The organism is Cupriavidus laharis, from assembly GCF_914271435.1.
GTDB lineage: Bacteria > Pseudomonadota > Gammaproteobacteria > Burkholderiales > Burkholderiaceae > Cupriavidus > Cupriavidus laharis.
The window spans coordinates 59,540-74,708 of the sequence record NZ_CAJZAI010000002.1; the positions used below are offsets into that span (position 1 = coordinate 59,540).

The 15,169-nt window shown below is 65.0% G+C and carries 14 protein-coding genes; 6 read left to right on the top strand and 8 right to left on the bottom strand.

All coding sequences use genetic code 11. The annotated features are described in order from the left end of the window. The first annotated feature begins 54 nt into the window (after positions 1–54). From LDO29_RS04095 to LDO29_RS04115, 5 genes are all read left to right on the top strand, one after another. Positions 55–1,383, top strand: coding sequence for an alkyl sulfatase dimerization domain-containing protein (locus LDO29_RS04095; RefSeq protein ID WP_224078518.1), 1,329 nt, complete (start codon positions 55–57; stop codon positions 1,381–1,383). Further along, positions 1,380–2,675: a DUF1254 domain-containing protein gene (locus tag LDO29_RS04100; RefSeq protein WP_224078519.1), complete on the top strand. Its 1,296-nt coding sequence runs from the start codon at positions 1,380–1,382 to the stop codon at positions 2,673–2,675. Before LDO29_RS04095 ends, LDO29_RS04100 begins: the two co-directional genes overlap by 4 nt. A 19-nt stretch (positions 2,676–2,694) precedes the next feature. Then, positions 2,695–3,675 (top strand): Bug family tripartite tricarboxylate transporter substrate binding protein, encoded by a 981-nt coding sequence (locus LDO29_RS04105; RefSeq protein ID WP_224078520.1) that lies wholly within the window; start codon positions 2,695–2,697, stop codon positions 3,673–3,675. 56 nt (positions 3,676–3,731) lie between these two features. Next, the gene (locus LDO29_RS04110) at positions 3,732–4,763 is read left to right on the top strand and encodes an NAD(P)-dependent alcohol dehydrogenase (RefSeq protein WP_224078521.1); all 1,032 of its coding nucleotides are present in this window, start codon (positions 3,732–3,734) and stop codon (positions 4,761–4,763) included. A gap of 223 nt (positions 4,764–4,986) precedes the next feature. Continuing rightward, complete coding sequence (locus LDO29_RS04115; RefSeq protein WP_224078522.1) at positions 4,987–5,508, top strand: DsbA family protein; 522 nt, start codon at positions 4,987–4,989, stop codon at positions 5,506–5,508. A gap of 73 nt (positions 5,509–5,581) precedes the next feature. Here the strand turns inward: LDO29_RS04115 and LDO29_RS04120 are convergent, their stop codons facing one another. Next, positions 5,582–6,982 carry a dihydrolipoyl dehydrogenase gene (locus LDO29_RS04120; protein ID WP_224078523.1) on the bottom strand — a complete coding sequence of 467 codons (1,401 nt, stop codon included), beginning with the start codon at positions 6,980–6,982 and terminating at the stop codon, positions 5,582–5,584. A gap of 139 nt (positions 6,983–7,121) precedes the next feature. Further along, positions 7,122–7,853, bottom strand: a complete 732-nt coding sequence (locus LDO29_RS04125; protein ID WP_224078524.1) for a glutathione peroxidase — start codon at positions 7,851–7,853, stop codon at positions 7,122–7,124. Between the two features lie 252 nt (positions 7,854–8,105). Here LDO29_RS04125 and LDO29_RS04130 point away from each other — a divergent pair, with 252 nt between their 5' ends. Continuing rightward, on the top strand, positions 8,106–9,863 hold the full coding sequence (locus tag LDO29_RS04130) for a dipeptidase (protein ID WP_224078525.1): 1,758 nt from the start codon (positions 8,106–8,108) through the stop codon (positions 9,861–9,863). Between the two features lie 103 nt (positions 9,864–9,966). Here LDO29_RS04130 and LDO29_RS04135 read toward each other — a convergent pair whose 3' ends face one another. From LDO29_RS04135 to LDO29_RS04160, 6 genes are all read right to left on the bottom strand, one after another. Continuing rightward, the gene (locus LDO29_RS04135; protein ID WP_224078526.1) at positions 9,967–10,332 is read right to left on the bottom strand and encodes a hypothetical protein; all 366 of its coding nucleotides are present in this window, start codon (positions 10,330–10,332) and stop codon (positions 9,967–9,969) included. A gap of 197 nt (positions 10,333–10,529) precedes the next feature. Continuing rightward, entirely contained in the window at positions 10,530–11,303 is a 774-nt protein-coding gene (locus LDO29_RS04140; RefSeq protein ID WP_224078527.1) for a hypothetical protein, read from the bottom strand. A 211-nt stretch (positions 11,304–11,514) separates the two neighbouring features. Then, positions 11,515–12,609, bottom strand: a complete 1,095-nt coding sequence (locus LDO29_RS04145; protein WP_224078528.1) for a porin — start codon at positions 12,607–12,609, stop codon at positions 11,515–11,517. Positions 12,610–12,679: 70 nt separating this feature from the next. Beyond that, positions 12,680–13,240 carry an NADPH-dependent FMN reductase gene (locus LDO29_RS04150; protein WP_224078529.1) on the bottom strand — a complete coding sequence of 187 codons (561 nt, stop codon included), beginning with the start codon at positions 13,238–13,240 and terminating at the stop codon, positions 12,680–12,682. Between the two features lie 19 nt (positions 13,241–13,259). Further along, complete coding sequence (locus LDO29_RS04155; protein ID WP_224078530.1) at positions 13,260–14,063, bottom strand: SDR family NAD(P)-dependent oxidoreductase; 804 nt, start codon at positions 14,061–14,063, stop codon at positions 13,260–13,262. A gap of 365 nt (positions 14,064–14,428) precedes the next feature. Beyond that, entirely contained in the window at positions 14,429–15,163 is a 735-nt protein-coding gene (locus LDO29_RS04160; RefSeq protein WP_224078531.1) for an NIPSNAP family protein, read from the bottom strand. Positions 15,164–15,169 lie beyond the last annotated feature (6 nt).

Here is a 15,169-nt window from a genome sequence, read left to right on the forward strand (position 1 = left end):
AACCGCGCAACCTGTGTGAGGACTCAAGCCACCGGACTAGCCTGGACACGCAAGATGACCGAGACTGATTTTCTTTCCCTCGCGGAGCAATACTGGCACGGCCAGGTCGATCTGCTCGAGACAGACCATCCTGTTACCGGGACATATCCCGGTGCCCAGGAGCTTGCACCCGGTCTCCTCTATTTCAAGGGCGTGGCGGCGATTACCGTGATCGATACCGGTGCGGGACTCATCATGCTGGATGCCGGTACCCGTAGCGACATGGATCGTGTGTACGAAACAGTCCGCCAGTGGCGCCCGCATACGCCGCTGGTTGCCGCCGTATTCTCCCAGCACCATCTCGACCACATCTGGGCCACGCGCCGCTTTGACGAAGAAGCAGCGCGACAGGGGTGGGCCGCACCCGTCGTATATGCACACACGCTGTTGCCCCAGCATCTGGACCGATACCGGAAAACGGCAGGCTGGATCGACGCCGTCAAGGCGCGGCAGTTCAGCCGCCAGCTCGGTCCGGCAAAGGGTCCCACGGACTTTCGCTATCCGGACGTGACGTTCGACCGGGCGCTCACGTTGAGAGTCGGAGACCTGACGTTCGAACTGCGGCACGCCCGGGGCGAAACGGACGATCATGTCTGGGTGTGGGTGCCGGAACGCCGCTGGCTGTTCCCTGGAGACCTGTTCATCTGGGCTGTTCCCAATGCAGGCAATCCTCAGAAGGTCCAGCGTTATTGCGAAGAGTGGGCAACTGCCTTGCGCGAAATGTCGGGGTGCCAGCCCGAGGTGATGATTTGCGGCCACGGCATGCCGATCTTCGGCGCGACGCGGGTCAGCGAGGCGCTGCTCGACACGGCCGAGTACCTGGAGTCGATTGAACGGCAGACGCTCACCCTGATGAACCGGGGCCTGCCGCTGGACGACGTCATCCATCGCGTCTCGCCGCCGGCGCACCTCGCAGGCAAGCCTTACCTGCAGCCCATCTACGACCACCCCCAGTTCCTCGTGCGGAATGTCTGGCGCCGCTACGGCGGATGGTGGGATGGCGAGCCTGACAACTTGCTCCCCGCGCCCCGGGTCCAGCAAGCCTGTGAATGGATTGCGCTGTCAGGCGGCGTGGCCAGGGTGCTTGAGCGCGTTGCTGAACTCGAAGCCGAGGGCGATCTCCGGATGGCGTGTCATCTGGTGGAGTTGACCATCCTGGCGGAGCCCGGATCTGAGGCTGCCCACCGGGTCCGTGCAAGGGTCTACGCCGCACGTTCGGGCAATGAAGCCGCGACCATGACGCGGGGCATCTTCAACCATGTCGCCAGATCCAGCCACGAACGGCAGCGCGATCTCCTGATCGGGGAACATTCGGACGCCGTGCCTCGCAAGGAGATGCCGTGAAGCAGGATCTTGAAGCCGCGATATCCGACGCGCTCGTCTACGGCTTCCCTCTTTACGAGGTGGCGAAAACACGCCATCGGGACATGACGGGTTGGATGGGGCAGCCCCCGCTTGCTCCAAACACCGTTTGCCATGAGCGCAGGCTTGCCGACAATACGTGCCGCTGGATCACGACCCCGAACAACGACACTTTGTACTCCCGGGCGTGGCTCGATTTATCAGGCGGCCCGGTCACGGTCGCCGTGGCCGCACTGCCACCCGATCGATATTGGTCGATCGCATTCATGGATGCATTCACCAACAACTTCGCGCTGCACGGCCAGCACCTGGATGCACCCGGGCCGGTCGTGATCACGCTTGCAGGCCCCGCCGATCACGCCAGGCCGATTGCCGGGCGCGTGATCCGTGCCCCCGGCAATGATGTCTGGCTGCTTGCGAGATGGATCGTCAATGGTGAAGATGACCTTGCGGCGGCTCATGCGATGCAGGAATGCCTGTCGGTGACCCCGTGCAAGCCTGTCCGAAGCCCGGTGGTTGAACCAACGGATCCGATGGACCCGGCCAACTTCCTAGCTGTCGTTGCGGAGCAGCTTGAACGCAATCCGCCGCCCCTCGAGGACGCGGCCATGTTGGAGAGGATCGCGATGCTCGGAGTGATACCCGGCTCCCGCGATCCATGGGCCAGTTTGCCGGATGCGACCAGGCGTGCGTGGCAATCGGGCATGGCCCCGGCTCACACCCGCATCCGAAGCGCGTTCATCGGCCTGCGGCGCAATGTCGAGGGCTGGTGGGTATTCGATGAACTCGAAGACGCCGACAAACGGTATGAGTGGCGGGCCGCGCTCGCACTCGCAGGCTTGGGGGCCTTGCCCATAACCGAGGCCACCTACATTGGCCGAACGACCGACGACGACGGAGCGTTGCTGCATGGCTCGAACAACTACCGCCTCACTATTTCCCGCCAGGGGATTCCGGTGGAGGCATTCTGGTCGCTGTCCCTGTATGAGCCAACCGAGAATGGTCGAAGATTCTTTGTGGAGAACCCCATAGACCGTTACTCGATCGGAGACCGGACTGCGCACCTTCACTACGAGCCGGACAACTCACTCCGCATCTACATCCAGCACCAGATGCCGGAAGAACCGACCCGCAGGGCCAACTGGTTGCCTGCGCCGGCCGGTCCTTTCCAGTTGAGCCTTCGAGCCTATCGGCCACGTCGGGAGTTCCAGGCGTTTGAGGTGCCATTGCCCATTCTGAGCCTTGAGCAGCCTCAGCCACGTATGTGTCAATGATTCACGGCGGAGACAGAACATGAATCACACAGCCATCATCAGAACCTGCAGGTATTTGACTTGCGCCCTCTTCATGGCGCTTGGTGCAAAGGGCGCATTCGCCTGGACCGACAAGCCCGTGCGCATGATCGTTCCCGCCCCACCCGGCGGCACCATCGACATCGTTGCGAGAATCGTGGCGGATGAACTGTCCACCCAGATCGGCCAACCCGTGGTTGTGGATAACAAGCCGGGCGCGGGCGGCTCCATCGCTGTCAGGTCGATGCTTTCGTCGCCGCCGGACGGACGGACGATCCTTCTGACTGCCAGCAACGTATTGACGGAGGTGCCGCAGGTTCTCAACGTCGGCTTCGATCCGCTGAAGGATGTCAAGCCGGTTGTTGCACTGGCGCGCGGCGTCATGGTGTTCGTGGGATCGCCCGGCGTACCCGCGAGGGACGTGAAGGGCGTTGTCGCCTGGGTGAAGGCGAATCCGGGGAAACTGAGCTATGCCTCTTATAGCTCTGGAACGGCTTCCCAGTACGCCGGCGCCATGTTCAACAAGGAGGCAGGGCTGGATCTGACGCATGTGCCGTTCCCCGGGTCGGTTCCGGCACTGACCCAGGTCATGGGAGGCCAGGTCCCGCTCATGTTCGATGGCGTCGTGACATCCAAACCGCTCATTGCCGCGGGCAAGATCAAGGTGTTTGGCGTGGCGTCGAAGACGCGGTGGCCTCAGTTGCCGAATGTGCCGACGCTGGCGGAGCAGGGCTATCCCGATATCGACTTCCGGAACTGGACCGGCGTCGTGGTCCCTGCAAAGGTTTCTCCTGCACTGACAGAGAAGATCCACGCGGCAGTGAGCAGGGCTGCGGCAACGCCAAAAGTCCATGACCGGTTGGTTTCCGTGGGCTTCGAACCCATGCCGGACCAGTCCACAGCTCAACTGGCGAATGATTTGCGCGTCGAGTTCGAACGCAACGCAAGAATCGTCAAATCGCTGGATATCAAGGCGGACTGATATTCGCATGCCGTATCGGCTCTCCGTGCGCCTCGGCGCCAGATGACATCCTATTCATGAAAGCAGTCAGATATATCGAGGCGGGACGCGCGCCGGAAATCGTTGATCTGCCCAAGCCGATTGCCGGTCCCGGGCAAGTGCTGGTGAAGATCGGAGGCGCAGGCGTGTGTCATTCCGATCTTCACGTCCTGGACCACGGCGTCGGCAGGACCGGTCCATTCACACTGGGCCATGAGAACGCGGGATGGGTGGAAGCCATCGGCGATGGCGTGACAGGATGGAAGGAAGGTGATCCGGTCGCTGTCTATGGTCCATGGGGCTGCGGCCTTTGCCGGACCTGCCAGACCTCAGCCGAAAACTATTGCGAAGGCCATGCAAGGAGCCCTGCAGTGGGTGGCGGCCTGGGCCTGGATGGCGGCATGGCTGAATACATGATCGTGCCGTCCCCGCGCCTGCTAGTGCCGCTGGGCACGCTCGATCCGGCAGAGGCTGCGCCGCTCAGCGATGCGGGGCTCACTCCTTATCACGCAATCAAGGCGGCACTTCCCCTCTTGACGCCGGATGCGACCATCCTGGTCCTTGGCATTGGCGGACTCGGCCACATGGCATTGCAGATCCTGCGGGCCATGACACCGGTGAAGATCATTGCCGGTGACATCGACGATGCCAGACTGGCTCACGCACACGAGCTAGGAGCCACCCACACGATTAACACGCGGGATGCGCACCGCGCGGCCGAAGAGATTCTCGACATGGTCGGCGGGCGTGGCGTGGCCGTGGCCCTCGATTTCGTCGGCGCCCAGCCGACCATCGATCTTTGCTGTCGCGTCGTCGGCCGTGCCAGCCGGATCACCGTGGTAGGGCTTGCCGGCGGCATACTTCACTACGCCCCCAACCGTCCTCCCTATGGTTGTCAGGTGAGCATTCCATATTGGGGATCACGCAGCGAACTGATGGAGGTGATTGCGCTCGCCGAAGCCGGCAGAATCCGTGCCGACGTGGAGAAATTCCCCCTCGAGAGCGCCGCCGACGTTTATCAGCGACTGCGGGAAGGACGCATCAAGGGACGGGCAGTCTTGTTACCTTGAAGAGTGGCAGGAGTTCAGCCCTAAACAGCCGTTGGGATCCGTCGCCGTCGGATGTCTCCGATAGGTCGTCTTGCGCCCTCCATCACCCGCAAATCGGCGATGTTTTCTTGCGAGTTTCGGGGTGTGTATGGTGATGATGGGTTGTCGCCCCCGCTACCCTGAAGAACGTCTGCGCCTAAACTGAAAAGTCCCGGGCCGCCCGCCCAACGTACCGGAGCGCCTCATGCCACACGTCGCTATCATGCCCGCCGATCATGCGATCGGCCCCGACACCGCCAGGGTCACCGTTGTCGAATACGGCGACTTCGAATGCGAGTACTGCCGGATGGCCTACGGGGCCATGAAGATCCTGATGGAGCACTATGGCCCGCAGGTGCGTTTCGTCTACCGCCACTATCCGGTATCGCACTGGCATCCGTCGGCCGAAGCCGCGGCCGAATGCGCGGAAGCGGCCGGCGCGCAGCAGAAGTTCTGGCAGATGTATCGCCTGCTGCACGAAAAGCCGGACGGGCTCAAGCCGGAAGCGCTGCGCCACTACGCCGGCATGCTCGGCATGGACCTGGACCGCTATGACCGGGATATGTCCGCGCACGCGCACCTGCCGCACATCCGCGACGACATGCGCGGCGCCACGCAATGGCAGGTGCGCGGCACGCCGTCGTTCTTCGTCAACGGCGTGGTGCAGGACGTGACCTTCGGCATGGAGCGGCTGCAGCGGGCCATCGATACAGCGCTAGCCGCCTAGCACTTCCGCCGCCAGCTCGCTATCGAGCCATCAGCGCGAGCCGGCTTTCGCCGGCCGCTGAACCCCTGCCGCCTCAGGCTTCGAGCCTGGCCGCCGCGTCGCGCAGCGCCGTTCGCAACCCCTCTTCCACCACCGGGTGGTAGAACGGCATCGCCAGCATCTGCGCGATCGTCATCCCCTGCTGATACGACCACGCCAGCAGGTGCGCAATGTTCTCCGCGCGCGGGCCGGTCCATTCGGCGCCCAGAAAACGGCCGGTCGCCTTGTCGGCGTACACATGCATCAGGCCACGGTTCTTCAGCATGACGCGGCTGCGGCCCTGGTCCTCGAAGCTGACTTCGCCGGTGACGAAGCTGCCCTCGGCCAGGTCGGCAAAGCGCTTGCCGACCATGGCGATCTGCGGGTCCGAGAACACCACCGCGATCGGTGCGCGGCGCGCGAGCGGCTTCACCTGCGGGTAGGCGGCGGCGTTCTCGCCGGCAGCCTTGCCTTCATCGGCGGCTTCATGCAGCAACGGCAGGATGTTGTTGGCATCCCCGGCAATGAACACCGGCGATACACCGCACTGCAGCGTGGCGGGGTCGAACACCGGCACGCCGCGCGCGTCCAGCTCCAAGCCGGTGTTTTCCAGCCCAAGGCCGCGCACATTGGGCTCGCGGCCGGTCGCGGCCAGCACGTAGTCGAAGGTCTCCGTGACGGACTTGCCTTCGCGGTCGGTGTAGGTGATGCGGGCCAGGTCGCCTTCACGGGCCATGTCAGTGACATTGGCTTCGGTATCGAGGTAGAACTCCTTGCGGAACGTCTCGTCCGCATAGCTGCGGACGACAGGGTCGGTCAGCGGACCCAGCGAACCCCGCACGCCGAACACGCGCACCCGCACGCCAAGGCGCGACAGCGCCTGGCCCAGCTCCAGCCCGATCACGCCGGGGCCGAACACGGCCACGCTGCGCGGCAGGTCGTCCCACGCAAACACGTCGTCATTGACGATCAGGCGATCGCCGAACACCTTGAACGGTGCCGGCACCACCGGACGCGAACCGGTGGCGATCACCACGCGGCTGGCGCGCACGGTGATGTCGCCATCGGCGGCGGCCACCTCCAGCGTGGTGTTGTCGATGAAGCGGGCATAGCCACGCACGCGGTCCGCCTCGGGGATCGTCTCCACGCCGCGCACGACGAAGCCGACAAAGCGGTCGCGTTCGCTGCGGACGCGGGCCATGACTTCGCGGCCATCGATGCGGATATTGCCATCCACATGTACGCCGAACGGTGCTGTGTGGCGCAGCTCGTGCGCGGCTTCGGCGGCGGCGATCAGCAGCTTGGACGGCATGCAGCCCACGCGCGCGCAGGTCGTGCCGTACGGGCCGCCTTCGATGATCACGGCGCGCTTGCCCGCCGCGATGGCGGCGCGGTAGGCGGCGAGGCCGGCGGTGCCTGCTCCGATGACGGCGACGTCGGTCTGGATGGTCTTCATGGCGTACGGTTCCTTCCCTTCAGAGATTTTTTGAAATCGATTTGACATCAATCGGCGGGCTGGATGGCACCGCGCGGGCAGCGCGGCGCCATCGGGTCCGGCGACTGCCGGACCGCGTAGTGCGGTCGTGATACGGGGATTACTTGCCCAGGAACTGCTCGAGCGCGGCGGCGCCGCCGACCAGCTTGCCGTTGATGAACACCTGCGGTGCGGTCATTTCACCGGACACGGCGCCCAGCACCTTGCCGCGCACCTTGTTGTCCAGCGGCACTTCGATGTACTCGTAGCCCGCGTCGGACAGTTGCTGCTTGGCCTTGGCGCAGAACGAGCAGCCCACCTTCGAGAACACCACCACCTGGTCCGGGCGCTTGGCGTCGGGGGCAATGTAGTTCAGCATGGTGTCGGCATCGGAAACCTTGAACGGGTCGCCCGGCTCCTCCGGCTCGATGAACATCTTCTCGACCACGCCGTCCCGGACCAGCATCGAATAGCGCCAGCTGCGCTTGCCGAAGCCGAGGTCGGCCTTGTCCACCAGCATGCCCATGCCTTCGGTGAACTCGCCATTGCCGTCGGGGATCATGGTGATGTTCTGCGACTCCTGATCCTTGGCCCATTCGTTCATCACGAAGGTGTCGTTGACCGACACGCACAGGATCGCGTCCACGCCCTGCTTCGCGAAGGCCGGCGCCAGTTCGTTGTAGCGCGGCAGGTGGGTCGACGAGCAGGTCGGCGTGAAGGCGCCGGGCAGCGAGAACACCACGACGGTCTTGCCATCGAACAGTTCGGCGGTGGTGACGGTCTTCCACTCGTTGTCCTGGCGGATGCGGAAAGCGACATTGGGAACGCGTTGGCCTTCACGGGATTGCAGCATCGGGATCACTCCTTGGTTTCGGTGTTTGCTGCGTGTTGCAGCGATGGAGCCATTCTGGCGATACCAATGTGATTTGTACAATTCATCATTTCAAAGAAATCGATTGTTTATTACTATCGTATGGCGGATAGATTTCCTTTATGGACAGGGGTAAGTGCCGCCTGGCGGCATGCCATTTTTGCGGCGGGACATGGCAAGTGCCCTATCATGCGTCCATCTGTCGACATACCTCCGGATTCGCCAAGGCGCCTGATGACCTGCCCTTCACCCCTGACCACCAACCGCCGCCACGCCGGCCGCCTGTTTTCCCTGCTCGCGCTGTCGCTGGCGCTCGCCCACCCGGCCCTGGCCGAAACGCTGCGCAAGCCGGCGCTGGACGCGCTGGTCGCGGCCCAGAAGCCTGGCGCGCCGGGCAGCCTGGAAACGTTCATGGCCAACGCGGCCAAGACCGAACCAGCAGTTGCGCCCGCCGTGGCCGCATGGCAGGCAGGAACCCCGCTCAGCGGCGACAACCTGGTCAACATCGGCCGGCTGCTGGGCGTGTACAACCGCGTGCATAACGAGGCCGCGGTGATCGACACCATCGGCAAGATGGTTGCGTTGCGCACCGTGCGCGACGACAAGATCCCGCAGCACGAGAACCCCGCCATCATCGAGTTCGGCAAGCTCGTCGAAGGCATGGCAAAGTCGTTCGGGCTGGTCTATCGCAACATCGACAATCGCGTGTTCGAAGTCACGCTGCCCGGTACCGGATTGGACACCTTCGGCATCCTGACCCACGCGGACGTGGTGCCGGCCATCGCCGACGAATGGGTGCTGGACAACGGCACCAGGCTCGATCCGTTCGCCGTCACGCGCGTGGGCGACTACCTGTACGGCCGCGGCACCATCGACGACAAGGGCTCGGTTGCCGCGGCGCTCTACGCCATGAAGACCGTCAAGGAAAGTGGCGTGTCGCTAGAGCGCAGCCTGCGCCTGATGATCGAAACCACCGAGGAGACCGGTGGTGATGGCATGAAGTACTACCGCGAACGCAACGCGCTGCCCGACTACAACATCGTGCTCGACAGCAAGTATCCGGCCGTGGTGGCGGAGAAGGGTTCGGGCGCGCTGCGGGTCCTGTTCCCGGTACTGGGTACCGACGGCAAGCGGCGGCCAGCCATCGTTGCCATGCGCGGCGCCGCGTCGGCCAACAGCGTGCCCGAGACTGCCGTCGCGCGCATCGCCGGCGGCAATCCGGCCTCGGTGATGGCCGCGCTCGATGGCGCCCGCGCGGCCTTCCTCCGCAAGTACACGCCGCAGGGCGGGAAGTTCAGCATCGACGTCAAGCGCGACGGCAACGACGTGGAGGTGAAGGTAACCGGCGTATCGGCACACGGCTCGCGCCCCGAAGAAGGCGTCAACCCGCTGCCACGGCTGGCCCTGTTCCTGCAAGCGTCCGGCCTGCCGCTGGCCGACAACCAATACCTGCGGGCGGCGCGCTATATCGGCGACCTGTACGGCGTGGGCTACCTTGGCGAAAAGATGGGGCTGGCCTATCGCGACCCGTTCATGGGCCCGCTGACCATGTCGCCGACGCAGATCCGCGAGCAAGGCGAGTTTGTCGAGGTCACCACCAATGTGCGCATGCCGCGCGGCAGTACGCCGGAGGCGCTGAGCGGCAAGGCAGTCCAGCGCATCTACAAGTGGGCGGCCTCCACCGGCTCCACGGTAGAGATCAAGTACGACCAGGGCAACTGGATGGCGCGCGACCCGAAGGGCGCGTGGCTTGCCACCCTGCTCAACATCTTTGGCGACACCACCGGGCTAGAAGCCAGGCCCGTGGCCACGGCAGGCAGCACCACCGCCAAGCTGCTGCCCAATGCCATCAACTTCGGGCCGGCCATGCCGGGCAAGAAGTACACTGCGCACAACGCGAAGGAGTACAAGGAAGTCGCCGATCTCGACTTGGACCTGCAGATGTTCACCGAGATGATGGTGCGGATCGGGAAACTGGGAAAGATGCAGTAAGGCTGCCGCAGGGCGCAGGCAGCGGTTCGCGGTTCGCGTTTCCCGTCGCGGCGGCTGGCCGGATCCGGCTCAGCCCGCCTGCCGCGACGCACCGGGCGGCGCCTCAGGGCTTCTTCGCGCCGTCAGTGTAGGGGTCGCTCTTGCCTGTTTTCGCACCATCGGTATAGGGATCGCTCTTGCCCGTCCTGGCACCGTCGGTGTAGGCATCAGGGCGACGGTTGGTCGGGTTCAGGTTGCTCTTCGTCGACTTCTTCGCACCGTCGGTGTACGGGTCGAACTTCCCGGATTTCGCGCCGTCGGTGTAGGGATCAGCCTTGCCCGCCTTCGCACCGTCGGTATAGGGGTCGGCCGCGCGGCCGCCATTCGTATGGACACCATCAGGCTTGGCACCCTGTGCGTGGGCCACGGCAACCGCACCGGTACCGACAACGACAGCCACCAACAGCGATTGCAAATTCCTCTTCAGCATATCGATCCTCTGGAAATCCTGGCAATTGAAAACAAGGAGAGAAAGCGAGCGAGTCAGCTCTTTCTGCAGTATAGGGAAATGGTTCCAGAGAAAAACCACGGTTTTGCCCAACCCGGCGTTCGCTCAACGCGAACAGCACGCGCCATTGCAAAGGGGAGACAGGCTGCCGGCCTGCACCGCAGGCCGCATCGCCCGCCCTATTCGATTTCCACGACGTCAATAACTTGCAGCTGGTTCTTGTACCGAACCTCCTGGCGCATCACGAACCTGCGCGCAGGGCAATACCAGTCCGTCATGTCAAGCACCGTCGGCTCCAGGTCGACCACCACGTCGTCCAGCCGGAAGCCGCCGAGATCGATGAACTTGGTATAGCGGATCGGCCAGCACAGCAGCGAGCCGCTGGCAAGCTGCAGGCGCTGCAGCGGCCCCACCCTGCGTTCGGACAGGGTCAGGCGCACGCTTGACGCCTCCAGCTCGGACACCTTGCTGCCGGTGCGCCGGTCAACGATGCGGAAGTCATAGCGGGACACGAACGTCTCCGGGGGCAGTACCTGGCCCTCCACCAGCGCCGGCGGATACAGCAGCAAGCCGTTGGAGTTGGTGCTCATCTCGCCGATCAGCTCCGTGTATTGGCCATAGGCCTGCACGCGCGCGTTCAGGCTGTGCACGATCGGCTGCCCCGAGCGCTCGTCGATCACCACGCGGTGGCGCTGCACCGTCTCGACCGGCGGCCCCATCAGCCGCCGCAGTGCCGACTTCGAGTAGATGTCCAGATTGAGCGAGCACATGTCGCGCTCGAGGTCATCGACCTTGCTGACGAAGGCAAGCGTCGTCATCGGCGTCAGGCCGTCGGCCTCGAAGCGGATTCGTCCGCCGTCGTGGATGTAAGGCGCATCGCATATCTGTCCCGCGTATGCGCGCTGTGGCGTCACCCCCGCCAGGCCGAGGGCGAGCCAGGCAGCGGCAAGCAACGGCCGGAACGGCCTGAAACAGCGTACCGGTCGCTCCCGGCCGGGAGCCTGACCCTGGTTCATATGGCAGCGATGTAGCGTTGGAATCCCCGGATGCCTGCATGCACGGGGCACGTACAGTGTAAGCGCCAGGCGGCGGCTTGGAGAAGACCGCGCTTCGGCCTTCTCTTCTCCGCGCTTGCCGGGAGGACCATTTCCCGGACGCCGCAGACTAGAACACGTGCTTGACGCCCAGCATCGTGCCGAACTGGTTGCCGCCCGCGCGCGGGTTGGAACCGACCTGGCCCGCGCTGACCGACAGGCCGAGCTGGCCGCCGTTGTCGATGAAGCCGGCGGTGGCGTACACCGACGTGCGCTTGCTGAACGCGTACGTGCCGCGCAGCGCGTACAGCCAGGCCTTGTTGTCGCTGCCGTGGTAGTTCAGGTGGTACAGCTGGCCGGCCAGGTTGAACGCGGGCGTGATGTCATAGGACACGCCGGCGTAGTACAAGTCGCTGATGCGGGTCGGGCTGCCTTCGTTGTCGCGGCGCAGCCAGCCGGCGCCCAGCTTGGTGCGCGACAGCAGCATGTAGCCGCTCACCGAAAGGCGGTCGTCGGTCAGGTTGCTGTTGGTCAGGCCGCCGAACGCGCCGGGGCCGCCGCGCTGCGAGTCATAGGCCGCCGCCACGCCCCACCAGCCGCGCTCGTACATCAGCAGCGCCGACCATTCGCGGCAGGCCTTCTTGTCCGCGGGGTTCTCGCCCGCGCAATTGGTGCCGGCAGGGCTGGGCCCGGCGTTGACCGTGTCGCGGCCAAAGCTGTAGGTCGCGCCGACGGTCAGCCCGCCAAAGGTGCCCTTGTAGGAGATGGCGTTGTCGGCCCGGGTGTTCGGGATATAGTTGTCGAGCGAGGCCGAGCCGTAGATGTTCGGGCCCAGGATGTCGCTGTCCAGTCCGGCCCAGAACAGCATGGTGTACTGCCGCCCCAGCGCTACCTGGCCCCAGCGGCCGGACAGCCCCACCAGCGCCTGCCGGCCGAACAGGCGGCCGCCCTGGTTGGACGCGCCGGAGTCCGGCGCGAAGCCCGATTCCAGCACGAAGACGCTCTTCAGGCCGCCACCGAGGTCCTCGGCACCGCGCAGGCCCCAGCGCGAGGGTACCGTGCCCGTCAGCACCGGCACACGCACGACGCTGTCCTTGGCCTGGCCGATATTGTTGACGTACTCCACGCCGGTATCGATCACGCCATAGAGCGTGACCGACGATTGTGCGGCGGCTGCAATCGGCGCCACGGCCATTGCGCCCAGCAGGAATTTCCCGATCTTCATTGGTGCTTGTCTCCTCCATTGACTGCGGTTGTCTGTTCTTGTCTTGTCTCTTCTTCTTCCGCTGCGCCGTTCAGCCGCAGAGCCGGCGCACCCAGCCGGCGTACGCCTGCATGAACTGGCGCAGGAACGCCTGCGTGCCTTCGTTGTGCACCTGTCCGTCCATGCTGATCAGGTCTGGCGTGAACTGCAGGTAGAACTCAGGCTGGCCCATCGTGTGCACGTCGAGCGCCGCCAGTACGGTGCGCAAATGCTGCTGCCCGGCTGCCGTGCCGATGGCCCCGGGCGCCGCGCCGCAGACCGCGCCGGCCTTGCCCGCCACGGAGTTGGCGCCCTTCGGGCGCGAGGCCCAGTCCAGCGCGTTCTTGAGCACGCCCGGCACGGAGCGGTTGTATTCCGGCGTGACGAACAGCACGCCCTGCACCGGTTCCAGCGCCTCCTTCATGCGCTGCACGCCGGCGGGCAGGCCGCCCACGATCTCGTGGTCCTGGTTGTAGAGCGGCAGGTCGCCGATGGCGATCTCGGTAAAGCCCAGTTCCGGCGGCGCGAGCCGCTTGAGCGCCGTGGCCAGGCGTCGGTTGATGGAGTCACGGCGCAGGCTGCCGATGAACAGGCCGATTTCGTATCGCTTCATGGTCGCTTCCCGAACCGGATCAACGGGCGTTGACGGTCAGGCCGCCGTCGACCGCCAGCTTGGCGCCGTTGATGTAGCAGCCCTTGTCCGACGCGATGAACGCGGCCAGGTCGCCGATCTCCTCGACCGTGCCCCAGCGGCCGGACAGGATGCCCTTGCTCCGGCAGAAGTCATGCAGCCATTGCGCCTTGCTCTTGCCCGCCTGCGCGGCAGCCCCGTCGGCCCACGCTTCGCGCCATTCAGTGCCCACCAGCCCGGGCACGATGGCATTGACCGTGATGTCCTCGTCGGCCAGGTCCGCGGCGAGGTAGCCGCTGACGTGCATCAGCGCGGCATTGTTCAGGCCGTAGGTCAGCGCGGGCATCCACGCCATGGAGCCCGAGGCGCCCGCGATATTGATGATGCGGCCGGTGCCGTCGCGCGGCACCAGCGGCAGGAATTCACGGATCATGCGCAGCGCGCCGACCGACTTGATCTCCACCTGGTTGATCCAGTCGCTGTCGTCCCAGGTGATCTCGCGGTCCTGGCGGCGGATTGCCGCGCCGGCGTTGTTGACCAGGATGTTGGCGTGGCCAAAGTGCTCGCGCACCTTCGCGGCGGCCGCGCGCATCGACGCGGTGTCCGTCACGTCCGCTTCCACCGGCAGCGCCTGCACATGGAACTCGCCCGCGATTTCCTCCGCCGCCTGCACCAGCGCTTCACGCCCGCGCGCGATCAGGGCGATGTTCACGCCCTCCCCCGCCAGCGCCCGTGCCACGCCCTTGCCGACGCCCTTGCTTGCACCGGTGATCACGGCCACCCGGCCCTTCAGATTCAGTTCCATGACTTGCACTCCATGTGCCGGCGTGCGCCGGCGTCTACGAAAAGACTTGCCAGGTACCCCGCCGCGCGCAGACACGAGCAGACGCGTGCTGCGGACGGCATTGGATACCCGGCACCATCGTCCTTGCTGCCGCCCTGCTGCACCGCAGCCCCCGGCGTGGCAGGCTCGGCAAAAGAACTTACATTTCCACAAAATATATATAAAAATAGCATTTGCATATCTTATGGAAAACCCTCATTGAGCGGGTCGGTGCTGGCAAGCATGGGCGACTCTTGTCAAAGGAAGGGAGCGCGCGGCTCGCCCGGATGGTGACTGGCGATCGCAGGGAGGAAAGCGAAAGGCCAGCCGCGGGTTGGCCGTGCCTTTCAGCGCGCGCGCACGAACGCCGGCGACAACTCGGCAATCGGCGCCGGCCGCAGCACCTTGCGCGCATTGCAGACCACCAGCGGCGCGATGGCTGCCAGGAATGCCTGCCAGTTGTCGTCACACAGCCTGGCGCACCTGAATGCTTCCCGCTCGGCGAAATCCGGATGCCAGCGATAGTGCACGACCTGGTGCTGGCGCCCCACCAGGCTGACAAAGCAGCCCAGCAGCCCGCCCGCCGATTCCACCCGGCAATGCAGGCCGTGCTCTCGGTATGCCTGCCAGTAGGCCGGCAGCGACCCGGGCCGCAGCACGGTGGTGGTCTCGTCGAGCACGACGTCGCGCATCGCAGCGGCCTCGCCTTGCGCCAGCGGAAAGATCGGCCCGTCGGCGGGGTGCCAGTCGTTGCCGCCGCTCCAGCATGGCGCCAGTTCCGGCAGGGGCGCCAGTGCGAGAAACTTGTTTTCCTGCGCCAGCATCAGCGACCGCACGCGGGTGAAATACGGCTCCAGCGCCGCCACGCCGTACAGGCCGTGCAGGCGCTTCACCCAGTCGTCGTAGCTGTCATAGCGGTACAGGTGCACGACCTGGTCGCCCGGTCCGCTTTCCGCCGAGAAGTACCCGACCAGCCGATCCAGGATGGGCTGGACGAGTTCGAAACCTCGGTCCTGCTGCGCCTGCCAGAAAGCATCCAGCGCGCCCGGCACCAGGGTATAGATGCGCTGTTCGAACAGCATGGGGTC

What these genes read in the sequence shown, in the direction of transcription:
- LDO29_RS04105 (WP_224078520.1), top strand. Translation starts at nt 2,695, where the DNA reads ATGAATCACACAGCCATCATCAGAACCTGCAGGTATTTGACTTGCGCC.
- LDO29_RS04125 (WP_224078524.1), bottom strand. Translation starts at nt 7,853, where the DNA reads ATGCTGCAATCCCGTGAAGGCCAACGCGTTCCCAATGTCGCTTTCCGC.
- LDO29_RS04115 (WP_224078522.1), top strand. Translation starts at nt 4,987, where the DNA reads ATGCCACACGTCGCTATCATGCCCGCCGATCATGCGATCGGCCCCGAC.
- LDO29_RS04150 (WP_224078529.1), bottom strand. Translation starts at nt 13,240, where the DNA reads ATGAAGCGATACGAAATCGGCCTGTTCATCGGCAGCCTGCGCCGTGAC.
- LDO29_RS04130 (WP_224078525.1), top strand. Translation starts at nt 8,106, where the DNA reads ATGACCTGCCCTTCACCCCTGACCACCAACCGCCGCCACGCCGGCCGC.
- LDO29_RS04110 (WP_224078521.1), top strand. Translation starts at nt 3,732, where the DNA reads ATGAAAGCAGTCAGATATATCGAGGCGGGACGCGCGCCGGAAATCGTT.
- LDO29_RS04160 (WP_224078531.1), bottom strand. Translation starts at nt 15,163, where the DNA reads ATGCTGTTCGAACAGCGCATCTATACCCTGGTGCCGGGCGCGCTGGAT.
- LDO29_RS04145 (WP_224078528.1), bottom strand. Translation starts at nt 12,609, where the DNA reads ATGAAGATCGGGAAATTCCTGCTGGGCGCAATGGCCGTGGCGCCGATT.
- LDO29_RS04135 (WP_224078526.1), bottom strand. Translation starts at nt 10,332, where the DNA reads ATGCTGAAGAGGAATTTGCAATCGCTGTTGGTGGCTGTCGTTGTCGGT.
- LDO29_RS04120 (WP_224078523.1), bottom strand. Translation starts at nt 6,982, where the DNA reads ATGAAGACCATCCAGACCGACGTCGCCGTCATCGGAGCAGGCACCGCC.
- LDO29_RS04155 (WP_224078530.1), bottom strand. Translation starts at nt 14,063, where the DNA reads ATGGAACTGAATCTGAAGGGCCGGGTGGCCGTGATCACCGGTGCAAGC.
- LDO29_RS04095 (WP_224078518.1), top strand. Translation starts at nt 55, where the DNA reads ATGACCGAGACTGATTTTCTTTCCCTCGCGGAGCAATACTGGCACGGC.